This window comes from Rhodococcus sp. FW305-130 (assembly GCF_058788335.1).
This window is the reverse complement of the sequence record NZ_JBYTAP010000005.1, coordinates 381,627-394,497: the sequence shown is the minus strand read 5'-3', so window position 1 is coordinate 394,497 and position 12,871 is coordinate 381,627. Positions and strand designations below refer to the sequence as shown.

The 12,871-nt window shown below is 62.1% G+C and carries 12 protein-coding genes; 1 reads left to right on the top strand and 11 read right to left on the bottom strand.

Annotated elements, in window-relative coordinates; all coding sequences use genetic code 11:
- Positions 1-2: 2 nt before the first annotated feature.
- The gene (gad, locus tag AC3WQS_RS18045; protein WP_046378698.1) at positions 3-1,394 is read left to right on the top strand and encodes a glutamate decarboxylase; all 1,392 of its coding nucleotides are present in this window, start codon (positions 3-5) and stop codon (positions 1,392-1,394) included.
- A gap of 83 nt (positions 1,395-1,477) precedes the next feature.
- Here the strand turns inward: gad and AC3WQS_RS18040 are convergent, their stop codons facing one another.
- The 11 genes from AC3WQS_RS18040 to ftsZ all read right to left on the bottom strand — a co-directional run bounded on the left by AC3WQS_RS18040 (position 1,478) and on the right by ftsZ (position 12,653).
- Positions 1,478-1,981 (bottom strand): WKL family lipoprotein, encoded by a 504-nt coding sequence (locus tag AC3WQS_RS18040; protein WP_031331883.1) that lies wholly within the window; start codon positions 1,979-1,981, stop codon positions 1,478-1,480.
- A gap of 116 nt (positions 1,982-2,097) precedes the next feature.
- Positions 2,098-3,462 (bottom strand): DNA polymerase IV, encoded by a 1,365-nt coding sequence (locus AC3WQS_RS18035; protein WP_492711445.1) that lies wholly within the window; start codon positions 3,460-3,462, stop codon positions 2,098-2,100.
- 36 nt (positions 3,463-3,498) lie between these two features.
- A complete protein-coding gene (locus AC3WQS_RS18030) occupies positions 3,499-3,837 on the bottom strand; it encodes a TfoX/Sxy family protein (RefSeq protein ID WP_003941748.1) in 339 nt (112 codons plus the stop codon).
- A gap of 68 nt (positions 3,838-3,905) precedes the next feature.
- Entirely contained in the window at positions 3,906-7,019 is a 3,114-nt protein-coding gene (gene ileS / locus AC3WQS_RS18025) for an isoleucine--tRNA ligase (RefSeq protein ID WP_020969853.1), read from the bottom strand.
- A 292-nt stretch (positions 7,020-7,311) separates the two neighbouring features.
- On the bottom strand, positions 7,312-7,626 hold the full coding sequence (locus AC3WQS_RS18020) for a hypothetical protein (protein WP_047890076.1): 315 nt from the start codon (positions 7,624-7,626) through the stop codon (positions 7,312-7,314).
- 49 nt (positions 7,627-7,675) lie between these two features.
- Entirely contained in the window at positions 7,676-8,503 is an 828-nt protein-coding gene (gene wag31 / locus AC3WQS_RS18015) for a DivIVA-like cell division protein Wag31 (RefSeq protein WP_047890077.1), read from the bottom strand.
- A 126-nt stretch (positions 8,504-8,629) separates the two neighbouring features.
- Entirely contained in the window at positions 8,630-8,908 is a 279-nt protein-coding gene (locus AC3WQS_RS18010) for a YggT family protein (RefSeq protein ID WP_003941780.1), read from the bottom strand.
- A gap of 189 nt (positions 8,909-9,097) precedes the next feature.
- The gene (locus AC3WQS_RS18005; RefSeq protein WP_003941752.1) at positions 9,098-9,748 is read right to left on the bottom strand and encodes a cell division protein SepF; all 651 of its coding nucleotides are present in this window, start codon (positions 9,746-9,748) and stop codon (positions 9,098-9,100) included.
- Between the two features lie 85 nt (positions 9,749-9,833).
- Positions 9,834-10,583, bottom strand: coding sequence for a YggS family pyridoxal phosphate-dependent enzyme (locus AC3WQS_RS18000; RefSeq protein ID WP_047890078.1), 750 nt, complete (start codon positions 10,581-10,583; stop codon positions 9,834-9,836).
- A 6-nt stretch (positions 10,584-10,589) separates the two neighbouring features.
- Positions 10,590-11,357, bottom strand: a complete 768-nt coding sequence (pgeF, locus tag AC3WQS_RS17995; RefSeq protein WP_047890079.1) for a peptidoglycan editing factor PgeF — start codon at positions 11,355-11,357, stop codon at positions 10,590-10,592.
- A gap of 108 nt (positions 11,358-11,465) precedes the next feature.
- Complete coding sequence (gene ftsZ, locus AC3WQS_RS17990; protein WP_003941788.1) at positions 11,466-12,653, bottom strand: cell division protein FtsZ; 1,188 nt, start codon at positions 12,651-12,653, stop codon at positions 11,466-11,468.
- Between the last annotated feature and the right edge of the window lie 218 nt (positions 12,654-12,871).

The window sequence follows — 12,871 nt, the reverse complement described above, 5'->3', positions numbered from 1 at the left end:
TCATGCCGGAACCCAGAAGGTCAGATCACACCGATTACGTAGCCGTCAATCCGATCTTCTCGAGGCCTGGCGAGGATTCGGTTGCATCGAAGTACACACTCGAACCCGACGGCATGCTTCCCGAGACCGCCTATCAGATCGTCCACGACGAAACGATGCTCGACGGCAATGCGCGGCTCAATCTCGCGACGTTCGTCAGCACGTGGATGGACGATCACGCCACCAAACTGTATGCCGAGTCGTTCGACAAGAACATGATCGACAAGGACGAATATCCACAGACCGCCGCGATCGAAACCTATTGCTGGCGCATCCTTGCCGACCTCTGGCACTCGCCCTCCCCCAAGGACGCAATCGGTACCTCGACGATCGGTTCGTCCGAGGCGTGCATGCTCGGCGGCCTGGCGATGAAACGACGCTGGCAGCACGCACGAAAAGCCGCGGGGAAGTCCACCGAAAAACCAAATCTCATCATGAGTTCCGCCGTCCAGGTGTGCTGGGAGAAATTCTGCAACTACTGGGACGTCGAGGCGCGCTACGTGCCGATCAGCGAGGAACACCGGACCCTGGACGGTCACGATCTGGACAAGTACGTCGACGAGAACACGATCGGCGTAATCGCGATCATGGGTGTCACGTACACCGGGATGTACGAGCCGGTCCTGGAAATCTCGAAGGCACTCGACGCGATCCAGGAAAAGACGGGACTCGACGTTCCCATCCACGTCGACGGCGCTTCCGGCGCAATGATCGCCCCGTTCCTACAGCCCGAACTCGAATGGGATTTCCGGCTCCCACGCGTGCACTCAATCAACACCTCGGCGCACAAGTACGGACTCGTCTACCCCGGCCTCGGCTGGGTGGTCTGGCGATCGCAGGATCTACTTCCCGACGACCTCGTCTTCAAGGTGAGCTACCTCGGCGGCAGTATGCCGACCTTCGCGCTGAACTTCTCGCGGCCCGGCGCTCAGGTGATCCTGCAGTTCTACTTGTTCCTGCGTCTCGGCCACGACGGCTATCGCGCGATCCAGCAGTCCTCACAGGACGTGGCGAAATTCCTCGCCGAAGGAATCGGGAAGCTCGACGCCTTCGAACTGTGGAACGACGGTTCCGACATCCCGGTCTTCGCGTGGCGCCTCGCCGAGGGCCACACGTCCAACTGGACGCTGTACGACCTGTCGGACCGACTGCGGGGCAAGGGCTGGTTGGTGCCGGCCTATCCCATGCCGGACGATCTCTCGGATCTGACAGTGCAGCGCATCGTGGTTCGTAACGGACTGAGCATGGACCTGGCAGCCAATCTGCTGCGCATCATCGAAGAGGAAACCGCGTTCCTCGACGAACTCGACAGCCCGATGCCGCGGCCACGCGTCACCGAGGGATTCCATCACTGACGACGCTCACTGCATGAAGAGCGGCCGCCGGCTCCCTTTCGGGAGTCGACGGCCGCTCTGGTGTTTCAGGTGTTGCGCAGAGATCAAGCAGCGCAAGCAGGCGAGGTCAGACCTGCAACGCCGACGATCTGGCAAGCGGTGGTCTTCGAGAGCTTCCAGACGCCGTCCTCGTAGACGAACGAAGCCTGCAGACCCTGCTGCAGCGGCTGGCCGTTGACGACGATGTTCAGCGAAGCTGCGGCCGTCTCGCTACCCGTGTCGGTGACCGGGTCGAGGATCTCGACCTGCGCGCCGGCAGCCTTGGCGGCAGCGGCGACCTGGTTGATCAGCTCGGGATCCTGCTCGGCACCCTGGACGAGGTTGACCTTGTCTGCGGCCGGAACGGTCTCGTCGAGTGCCTGAGCGACCTTGGCGTTGAGCTCAGCGGACGTCGGCAGGACAACCTCGGACGTGGGTGCCGCAGCGGTGGTGGTCGTGGGCTTCGCCGAAGTCGTCTTGTCGGAGTCTCCTCCGTCCGAACCACAAGCGGTCATCGTCAGGGCTGCTGCGATCGCCACGGCTGCAACGGTCATCTTCTGAAGCTTCAACTTCTCAGTCCTATCCATTCGGGTGTTCACATTCGAGCGTCAGTCGAACATCGTGCTTGCTCGAGGATCGTCGACAACATTACCCAACGGTAAGCGGAAAAAGTCTAAGGACATCCTCAGAGAAGGCTGTCGACCGCATCTGCTACCTCGAGCACCTCATCCGATTCGGCGAAGGTTTTGGCTATTCCCGTTCCGCTGGAACGGGTTTCGAAGCGAACTGTCACCACTCCGTGCCCGGCACCCTGCACCCAACCGTGTCCGTATTCTGGATGCTTCACGTCCAAACCAGGGTGCCAGTAGCGCTGAGGGACGCGTGCGGCCACCGGAACGTCGAGTTCGGCCTCATCGAGGGCGCCCGTGAGAGTCTCGACCGGATAGCCGGGAACGTCCTGATCCAACTCGGGAAAAAGTGATCCTTGCCGAACGGTGGACAAACCCGCGAATCCCACACCGACCAGGCGAATCGGCCCCAATTCCTGTGGATCGATGACCTGTTTCTGCGCGGTCGCGATAAGGATTTGGCGGTCGATCGTGGCAAACGGCAGCGTCACGGATCGAGTCAAGATACTCATGTCGGACTTCTTGAGCTTCAGTACGACGGTGCGAGCAGCTCTTCCGTCCTTCTCCAGCCTGGAAAATGCTGCACGACCACTACTTTCGACGGCCGCGCGCAATTGTGCCATCGTGACGATGTCTGCGGCGAACGTGGATTCCGCGCTGATCTGCTTGGATTCGGCACGCTCGGCGACCGGCCGATCGTCGATCCCCTGCGCAAGCCGATGCAACCCCGGTCCGACAGTGGTTCCGAGTATCGACGCCACCTCGGCTATGGGAGTGCGGGCAAACCCTCCGATGGTTTCGATGCCGAGACGCTTGAGCTTTTCCTCGGCAACAGGACCGATCCCCCACAGCTTTCGCACCGGAAGAGGATCGAGCAACTCGTGCTGCATCCCGGGAGGAATCACTGCGACGCCGTCGGGCTTTGCCAGTCCCGACGCGATCTTGGCGACCTGCTTACCTGCGCCGGCACCGATCGAGGCGACCAACCCGGTCTCGGCCTTGATCAACGCCCGCAGGTCCTCGCAAAACGCGCGGACCTCGTCGGCCCCGACTCCGGCCAATTCCACTGGTTCGCCGAAGGCCTCGTCCACCGACAATTGCTCGAGGATCGGCATACGAAGGCGCAACGCGTCGAAGGTGCGTTTACTCAGAACCGAATACAACGACATCCGCGGCGGCAATACCACCGCTCCGCCACCGACCACCCGGCGTGCTTGGTGCATCGGCATTGCCGAACGCGCACCGAAAACTCTCGCTTCGTAACTTGCCCCGGCCACCACTCCGCGCCCACCCAAGCCGCCGACCAGCACCGGCCGGCCTCGCAGCGTGGGACGCGTCAACTGCTCGGCGGAAGCGAAAAACGCATCCATGTCGAGATGCAGCACCCACCTGCGACTTCGTGTGGGATCACCTTGATTCATCGGGAGTTACGGTTCTCTCAAAAGTAGGTGCAGAATTTACGTCCGCGCCTTCTTCTTGGGCGACTTCTTCTTCGGCAGGGGTAGTACGTCGGCAGTCCGTTGAATGAAGGCGTGCAGGTGATCGAGGTCCTGCAGCCGTTCCTCCGTCACCCGGTAGTAATCCTTCGCTCCCGGGTACGGCGGAGCCAGATCGGCCTCTGATCCGAACTCCGTACTGACCTCGGTGGGTTTGACGAACAGAACGTCTCCGCAGATCAAGCCCACGATCTTCTCGTCGCAATACAATCCGTACTCGCCGAACATCGCCCTTGCCCGCACGTCGAGCGGTTCCAACTGCTCGAGAATGCGCGCCACGGTTTCCTTGCTCGTACTCATGAGAGCAAACTACTCCGGCACCCCGACATACAGACATTCATCGGGGAGCCGGAGTAGTTACGGCGGTATTAGACCTTCGTGATCGCGGCGCGGATACCGTCACCGAGATCGACGGCGTCGTCTCCCGCTTCACCCACCGAGAACGAGGTGGCCAGAACCTCACCGGCGATCAATTCGCGATGACGCTCCGCCCACTCCTTGCAGTCCTGCGGAACCTCGAGTACGACGTTGATCCGGTCCGAGACGTCCAAACCGGCGGCACGACGCGCATCCTGCAACTGACGGATACGGTCCTTCGCCCAGCCCTCGGCTTCGAGTTCCTCCGTCACGACGGAATCGAGTACGACGAGTCCCACACCGTCTGGCAATGCAGCCGTCGAATCAGGCTCGGCTGCAACCAGTTTCTGCGTGTACTCCTCGGGCAGCAGTTCGATGCCCGCCGCAACCACGACGCCGTCCGCGTTCTCGGTCCAGTCGCCCGCCTTGACCGCCTTGATGACAGTCTGAACGGACTTGCCCAGACGCGGTCCTGCAGCACGCGCGTTGACCGCGATCTCGAAGCGCCCGTGCACGTCGACGTCATCGGTCAGATCGACCTTCTTGACGTTGACCTCGTCGGCAATCAGTCCGAGGAACGGACGCAGACGCTCGGCATCCGGCGCCGCAACCGTGACCTCGGGCAGCGGAAGACGAACACGCAGATTCTGCGCCTTGCGCAGGCTCAGCACCGTGGAGCACACGGTCCGGACGTCGTCCATCGCCGCTACCAGCTCGGGGTTCGCGGGGAGCTCCGACGCCTCGGGCCAATCAGCCAGGTGAACCGAGCGCTCCCCGGTCAACCCGCGCCAGATCACCTCGGACACCAGCGGCAACAGCGGCGCAGCGAGACGCGTCACGACCTCGAGCACGGTGTGCAGGGTGTCTATCGCGTCGCGATCCTCGTCCCAGAACCGCGAACGAGACCGTCGCACATACCAGTTGGTGAGCGCATCACAGAACAACCGAAGCTCGTCGCACGCGCCGGCGATGTCGTTGACCTCGAGGGCCTCGGTGATCACGTCGCGGGTGGTAGCGAGCTTGGCCAGGATGTACTGATCGAGGATGTTCTCCGAATCGGTACGCCACACACCGGATTCCGGCGCGTACAACTGCAAGAAGCTCCAGGCGTTCCACAGCGGGAGCAACGCCTGACGTACGCCTTCGCGGATGCCCTGCTCGGTCACGATGAGGTTTCCGCCGCGCAAGATCGGCGAAGACATCAGGAACCATCGCATGGCATCGCTGCCGTCGCGGTTGAACACCTCCTTCACGTCCGGGTAGTTGCCCTTGGACTTGCTCATCTTCAGTCCGTCGTCGCCCAGCACGATGCCGTGCGCAGCAACGGTTTTGAACGCCGGACGATCGAAGAGTGCGGTTGCCAGCACGTGCAGCGTGTAGAACCAGCCGCGAGTCTGCCCGTTGTACTCGACGATGAAATCGCCCGGGAAATGGCCCTCGAACCATTCACGGTTCTCGAATGGGTAGTGCACCTGCGCGTACGGCATCGAACCGGATTCGAACCAGCAGTCGAGCACCTCGGGAACGCGGCGCATCATCGACTTCCCGGTCGGGTCGTCGGGGTTCGGGCGAACCAGGTCGTCGATCATCGGGCGATGCAGATCGGTCGGACGCACGCCGAAGTCTGCCTCCAACTGATCGAGCGATCCGTACACGTCCGTACGCGGGTACTGCGGATCGTCCGACACCCACACCGGGATCGGGCTGCCCCAGTAACGGTTTCGGCTGATGTTCCAGTCTCGTGCACCTTCGAGCCACTTGCCGAACTGGCCGTCACGGATGTGCTCGGGCACCCACGTGATGTCCTTGTTCAGCTCGACCATGCGATCTCGGAACTTGGTGACCGCGACGAACCACGAGGGGACCGCCATGTAGATCAGCGGCTGCCCACTGCGCCAACTGTGTGGGTACGAGTGCTCGATCGTCTCGTGCCGCAGCAGCTTTCCGGCAGCCTTGAGGTCCTTGATGATGACCGGGTTGGCGTCGAACACCATCAGACCCTCGTACGGCGGAACCATCGAGGTGAACTTTCCACCCGGATCGAGCGGCTGTACGACCTCGATACCGTTGGCCGTGGCCACGTCCATATCCTCTTCACCGAAAGCCGGTGCGAGGTGGACGATTCCGGTTCCGGAGTCGGTTGTCACGTAGTCCGCCGAGAGCACGACGTGCGCATTCGGATGTCCGAGGAAGAAGTCGAACGGCGGTGTGTACGACAGTCCGACCAGTTCGGCGCCCTTGTGACGGGAAACGACCTCGGGGTCCTCCCCCAGCTCACGTGCGTAATGAGCTACCCGTGCTTCTGCGAGCACGTACCGCTTTCCGTCCTCGCCGAGCACCTGGACGTAGTCGACCTCGGGATGAACCGCAGTGGCCAAGTTGGACGGCAGTGTCCACGGAGTCGTGGTCCAGATGATCGCGTTTGCGCCGTCGAGGGGTGAACCCGGAGCGACCAGCGGCATGTCGACCGTGACTGCAGGATCCTGACGCATCTTGTACGCATCGTCGAGGCGAGTCTCTTGATTGGACAGTGGAGTCTGCTCGTACCAGCTGTAGGGCAGCACACGGAAGCCCTGATAGATCAGGCCCTTGTCGTGCAGCTCCTTGAAGGCCCACATGACGGACTCCATGAAGTCGACGTCCAGGGTCTTGTAGTCGTTGTCGAAATCGACCCAGCGCGCCTGGCGGGTGACGTAGTCACGCCACTCGTCGGTGTACTTGAGCACCGAGGCCTTGCAGTACTCGTTGAACTTGGCCAGACCCATGACTTCGATCTCGGCCTTGTCCTTGATGCCGAGCTGCTTCTCCGCTTCGAGCTCTGCCGGAAGGCCGTGGCAATCCCAGCCGAAGCGTCGTTCGACCTTGCGTCCACGCATTGTCTGGAAGCGCGGCACCAGGTCCTTGACGTACCCCGTCAGCAGGTGGCCGTAGTGCGGCAAACCGTTTGCGAATGGCGGTCCGTCGTAGAAAACGAACTCTTCATTACCGTCCCGATTGGAAACCGACGCACGGAAGGTGTCGTCGTCGTCCCACTGTTTCAGGACTTTCTGTTCCAGTTCGGGGAACTTGACTCCGGTGTCGGCGGGGACACCGTAGTCGACTTTGGGATACCCGTTACTCGCCATGGCGATCTCCTCGTGCCAGTCGGAACTCGGCACGGGGACGACGTGACGCTTGTGCGCCGACACCGCGGTACCACCCCGTTTGCACCCCGCAGATCCGTGCTTTCACACCGGATCTCGAGCTGCCACTCGATCGAGCTGTGACGGGCTCACCCGTTCGGTTCTACTGGGTCCTCGACACGTACGAAAGCGTCGACAACCGTTCTTCCGAAAGCTCCCCGGTGATTGCCGGATCACAGCCTGGTATTCGTGTTGGACAGTCTAATACTCGTCCTGGACCTTGTCGGAACTCGCCCTAGGTCTTGTCGGGGGCACCCGGCGACCCGCCGTGGTTTCCCTGATTGTCGTCGTTTGCAGTAGCTGCATCATCGGACGAGGAATCCGAGGAACTCTCGACTCGACCATAAGACGACGACACGCCGCTGCCCGATACCGGGTCATCCAACGAAGGAACCGCCTTCCTGCTGGTCAGCGCACTGACCAGCAGGAGGACGGCACCTGCTACACAAATCGCGATACATGCCCACGCCCAGATCAGCGACCCTGTGGTCAGGGCAACGATCAGGAGAGCGAAGCCAACTCCCGCGAGAACCAACGTCACGACCAGCACGTATCAACCTTTGTCCGGTCCGATAGCTGAGCCGACGGGGCGCTCTCGGTCAGCTGTTTCCCTTGGCGAAGGACGGGCTGTAGGAATCCTGTCCACCGTCGACCGGAACGGCCGAGCCACGCTGTTCGAGCTCTTCGAGCTGCGATTCCAGGTAGGACTTCAGGCGCACCCGGTACTCACGTTCGAACGTCTTGAGCTGCTCGATACGGCCCTCGAGGACCGAACGCTGCTGGTTGATGGTCGCCATGATTTCGGTGTGCTTCTTCTCGGCGTCTGCCTTGAGAGCATCTGCCTTCTCCTGAGCCTGGCGAAGCTGGGTCTCGGAGCGAGTCTGAGCGTCGGTCAGCATTGCCTCCGACTTGTTGCGCGCATCCGCGATCATGCCGTCGGCCTTGCTGCGAGCCTCGCTCATGAGCTGCTCGGAGTTGGTGCGAGCACTGCCGAGCAGCTGCTCGGATTCGGTCTTGGCATCGTTGGTGAGGCGATCCGCCATCTCCTGAGCCAGTCCGAGGACCTTCGCGGCCTGCATGTGGGTGTCGCCACTCTGCGGCGCTGCAACGGCAGCGGCGGCGGGAACCGGAGCTGCAACGGGTGCAGGCTTGGGCGGTTCGACGACCCGAGCGGGCTCCGGCTTGGGCTGCGCTGCGACGGGTGCTGCCTGCGGAGCAGGTGCCGGCGACTTCTTGGCAGCCGCGAGCTCCTGATCCAGCTCACCTACGCGCTGGCGCAGGTCCGCATTCTCTTCGATGAGCTGCGACAGCGCCTGCTCGACGAGGTCGAGGAATGCGTCGACCTCGTCCTCGTTGTAGCCACGCTTGCCGATAGGCGGCTTGCTGAACGCAACGTTGTGCACGTCAGCTGGAGTCAGTTGCGGCATGGAAGGATCCCTTCACGCGTCATTTGGCGGTCTAGCAAGCATTCAGTTGCAACACAGTCTACGTAGTGGCGAACCACCGGATGAGTTATGGCTTCCATTCTGGCATACCACTCACTCGGACTGCGCTCAGCGAACAACCGACATCAGGATGATGACGATGAAAAGCAAGACCATGATGGATAGATCCAAGCGAACTCCACCGAGGTTGATCGGGGGGATCAACCTGCGGAGCAGTTTCACCGGAGGATCGGTGATCGTAAAAATGGTTTCGAGAATGACTGCGACCAATCCGGTCGGTCGCCAATCTCTGGCAAACGAACGAACGAACTCGACGATCACTCTGCCGATCAGCAACAGCCAGAAGACAACCAGCACCAGATAGATCACAGAGAGAAGCGCGTCCACACCCTCACTCTGCCTGACTTCTGCGGTGTGTCCAAAACAGACACACCGCAGCAATTCCGGAACCGGCCCGCATCGAGTCCGTCTTGTAACGGCCGGCGATGGGTCCGAATGCGGCGTCCGCCGAGACGGGCCGCCGTTCGAATGTGCTCACGTCACCCCTGCTCAGGGGCCGGACTGCGGTCGAGACCATCATTTCTGGCTGTAGAAACCCGTCTCCGCGATACGACGGCGTTCCTCAGCGGAAACGTCGATGTCAGCCGGTGAGAGAAGAAACACTTTGGTGGCTACCTTGTCGAAAGAACCACGCAATGCGAACGCCAGGCCGGCCGCGAAATCGACCAGACGCTTCGCGTCGGCGTTGCTCATGTCGACCAGATCCATGATGACGGGGGTGCCGTCGCGGAACCGCTCACCGATGGTGCGGGCCTCTGCGTAGCTCTGCGGACGCAGTGTCGTGATCTTGGCGAGCGGGCCGCCGTCATCGACAACAGGCGCACGTCGCGCTTCGGGCCGCTCTGCACGGGCGTCGACCGCGAGGTTTCCACGGCTTGCCGGACGCGGCGCCATCGCCGGGCGGCTACTGCGGCTGGGAACGGTGTCGACGCGGGGCCGGGAATCGTAGCGATCGAACTCCGCGTCCTCTTCGTCACGACGACTGGGCGCGTAGCTCGCCTTCGAGAAGGCAGGTTCGACGAACTCGCGGTCGTCGCGCTCGGCATAGCCGTCGTGACTACGACGGGGTGCGCGGCGAGCCTGATCGGGCTCCTCCACGTATTCGTCCTCGTAGTCATCGAGGGGAACCATGCCGAAGTAAGCCTTGAACTTATGCAGGTTGCTCATTGATCGACCTTCCTTGGCGCGGCGGAATCAATCCGACTGCGACCGGTCGCAGCGGTGTGGACGGGTTGGGCGATCACCTGAGCGATCACCTCGAGATTACTGGTCGTGAGCCGAGCAGTGCGGTTCCGACACGCACGCACGTTGATCCGTGGCGCACTGCGGCCTCCAGATCACCGGTCATGCCAGCCGAGAGTTCGGTTGCCCGGGGATGCGATTCGAGAATCAAAAGATGTGCCCTGCGGAGGATTTCGAACTGCTCGTCCGGATCTGATCCAAGTGGCGGGACGGCCATCAGTCCCGCAAATTCGAGACCTTCGGCTGATTCGATCCGCTCGGCGAGAGGAGTTAGCTCTCCCGTCGGAACTCCGCCACGCGCAGGGTCTCCGTCGAGACTTACCTGGATGAGCACCCGCAGCGGCGCTTTACGCTCCCCGTCGGACAAAGCTCCGAGCGCCGCCCGATCGAGTGCATCGGCCAGTCGTGCACTGTCCACCGAGTGAATTGTGTAGGCCCACTTCGCTACCGAACGCGCTTTGTTGCGCTGCAACTGCCCGATCATGTGCCAACGAACCGGATCGTCGATCGCGCCGCTCTGTGCAGCGCCGTCGAAGTCCGCGACCTTCTCCACTGCTTCCTGCTCACGAGACTCACCGAATTCACGGCAACCCAGTTCGTACAGGATTCGGGCGTCGGACGCCGGAAAGAATTTGGTAACAGGCAGCAGTGCTACGTCGGAAACTTCACGACCGGCGGCAAGGCAGGCGGCCGCCAGCCGCGCACGCACCGAGTCGAGTGCCGTCGATATTTCTGTCAGCCGCATATCCGTCTGGCGCATTTCTGCCTAGACGGTTTCCTGCGCTGCGGGCGCTTCCATCCAGATCACTGCAGCTTGACGCCCGGTCAGAGATTCTCGGCGATGACTGAACAACGCGCGATCCTCGATCGTGCACCGCGGGTCCTCGGCAACACCGGACACACCCGCGGCGAGCAACTGCTTACGCAGTCCCGCACGCAGATCGAGTCCCGGCGTGCCCTTCTCGGTGCGAGTTGCGCTGCCCGGCAAGTGCTTTTCCACGTCCGCACGCATCGCGGCGGGAACCTCGTACTGGCGTCCGCTCGCTGCCGGGCCGAGGAAGGCACCGATACGTGAGACGTCCGCGCCCTGTCGCACCATCTCCGCGAGGACACGCGGGACGATACCGATGCGGGCACCGATCCGTCCGGCATGAACTGCCGCGATCACACCGGCCTCCTCGTCGGAGAGCAGAACGGGAACACAGTCTGCGCTGAGGGTGGCGAGCGCCAGGCCGGGAACGGTGGTGACCAGAGCGTCCGTCACGGGAATCACTTCGTCGGTCGGTTCCGTCACGACAGTGACGTTGCGCGAGTGGATCTGTTCCATCCACACGAGATGGTCAGGCTCGACGCCTATTTCGCGTGCCAGACGACGGCGATTCGCCTCGACGGCTGCCGGATCGTCTCCGACGTGATCGCCGAGATTGAACGACTCGTACGGCGACGCGGAAACACCACCGGCTCGGCTGGTCACGACGCGGCGAATGCGGGTGCGGGTGGTCGACTTCTCGGTACTCAAGATAAGTGTGCTCACAAACGTCGAAAGTTGTCGTCCGGCTCAGACGTGACCGGACATCCAGTCAAGAACAGGGTACCCAGAAATTCCGGGCACCCTGTTCTCGAAACTGTTTGTAGCCCTGCGTCAGCGACGCATGAAGACAGGCACATCGACGTCGTCGTCGCCCTCGTCTTCCTGGACCGGCGCATGGCGTGGGCCACCGATCGGAGGCAAGCTACCCGAGCCCGTCGTCTCGCGCGCTGCGGAAATCGGCTGCTCGCCAGCAGGTTCGGCGGCCACCGGTGACCGGCCGACCTCACCCGCGCGCCCGGCGCCGATAGCTCCACGTCCCTGTGCGGTCGACTCCACGGGACGACGAGCCGGAGCTCCTCCGTCGAATCCCGCAGCGATGACCGTCACACGAACCTCGTCACCGAGTGAATCGTCGATGACCGTTCCGAAGATGATGTTGGCGTCGATGTGCGCGGCTTCCTGCACCAGCGAAGCCGCCTCGTTGATCTCGAACAGACCCAGATCGCTACCACCGGCGATCGACAGGAGCACGCCGCGGGCGCCTTCCATCGATGCTTCGAGGAGAGGCGAATTGATCGCAGATTCCGCCGCCTTGATCGCGCGTCCCTCACCACGTGAGGATCCGATGCCCATCAACGCACTGCCTGCACCGGACATGACACCCTTGACGTCCGCGAAGTCGACGTTGATCAGACCCGGGGTGGTGATGAGGTCGGTGATGCCCTGGACACCGTTGAGGAGAACCTCGTCGGCGCTGCGGAAGGCGTCCATGAGGCTGACGGCCGCGTCACCCAACTGGAGCAGGCGATCGTTGGGAATGACGATCAGCGTGTCGCAGGACTCGCGGAGCGCCTGGATTCCGGTATCCGCCTGTCCCCCACGACGCTTGCCCTCGAAGGAGAACGGCCGAGTCACGACGCCGACGGTGAGTGCGCCCAGCTTCCGGGCGATGCTTGCCACGACAGGGGCACCACCGGTTCCGGTGCCACCACCCTCGCCTGCGGTCACGAACACCATGTCGGCGCCCTTGATGACCTCTTCGATCTCGTCCTTGTGATCTTCGGCTGCCTTGCGACCCACTTCAGGGTCAGCACCGGCGCCGAGGCCACGGGTCAATTCACGACCGACGTCGAGCTTGACGTCGGCGTCACTCATCAGAAGGGCTTGCGCGTCCGTGTTGACCGCGATGAACTCGACTCCCTTGAGTCCCTGTTCGATCATGCGGTTGACTGCGTTCACGCCGCCGCCGCCGATGCCGACGACCTTGATTACGGCGAGGTAGTTGTGCGGGGGCGTCATCGGCTCTCGCCTTCCGTGTCGTGTTTCACGCTGTTTGTCAGTGCTGCTGTCTTTTTACTGCTGCTGTATTTGTCACTGCTGGTGTATTTGTTACTGCTGGTGTTCGAGATAAACTCTAAACCTCAACCACAGGGTTAGAGTTATGTCAAGTATTCGATCTGAAACGAAACGCTATGCACCGTCGTCGCGTTCCGCCATTAGGCGCGCCGAGACACACC

What these genes read in the sequence shown, in the direction of transcription:
- gad (WP_046378698.1), top strand. Translation starts at nt 3, where the DNA reads ATGCCGGAACCCAGAAGGTCAGATCACACCGATTACGTAGCCGTCAAT.
- AC3WQS_RS18035 (WP_492711445.1), bottom strand. Translation starts at nt 3,462, where the DNA reads ATGAATCAAGGTGATCCCACACGAAGTCGCAGGTGGGTGCTGCATCTC.
- AC3WQS_RS18030 (WP_003941748.1), bottom strand. Translation starts at nt 3,837, where the DNA reads ATGAGTACGAGCAAGGAAACCGTGGCGCGCATTCTCGAGCAGTTGGAA.
- ileS (WP_020969853.1), bottom strand. Translation starts at nt 7,019, where the DNA reads ATGGCGAGTAACGGGTATCCCAAAGTCGACTACGGTGTCCCCGCCGAC.
- wag31 (WP_047890077.1), bottom strand. Translation starts at nt 8,503, where the DNA reads ATGCCGCAACTGACTCCAGCTGACGTGCACAACGTTGCGTTCAGCAAG.
- AC3WQS_RS18005 (WP_003941752.1), bottom strand. Translation starts at nt 9,748, where the DNA reads ATGAGCAACCTGCATAAGTTCAAGGCTTACTTCGGCATGGTTCCCCTC.
- AC3WQS_RS18000 (WP_047890078.1), bottom strand. Translation starts at nt 10,583, where the DNA reads ATGCGCCAGACGGATATGCGGCTGACAGAAATATCGACGGCACTCGAC.
- ftsZ (WP_003941788.1), bottom strand. Translation starts at nt 12,653, where the DNA reads ATGACGCCCCCGCACAACTACCTCGCCGTAATCAAGGTCGTCGGCATC.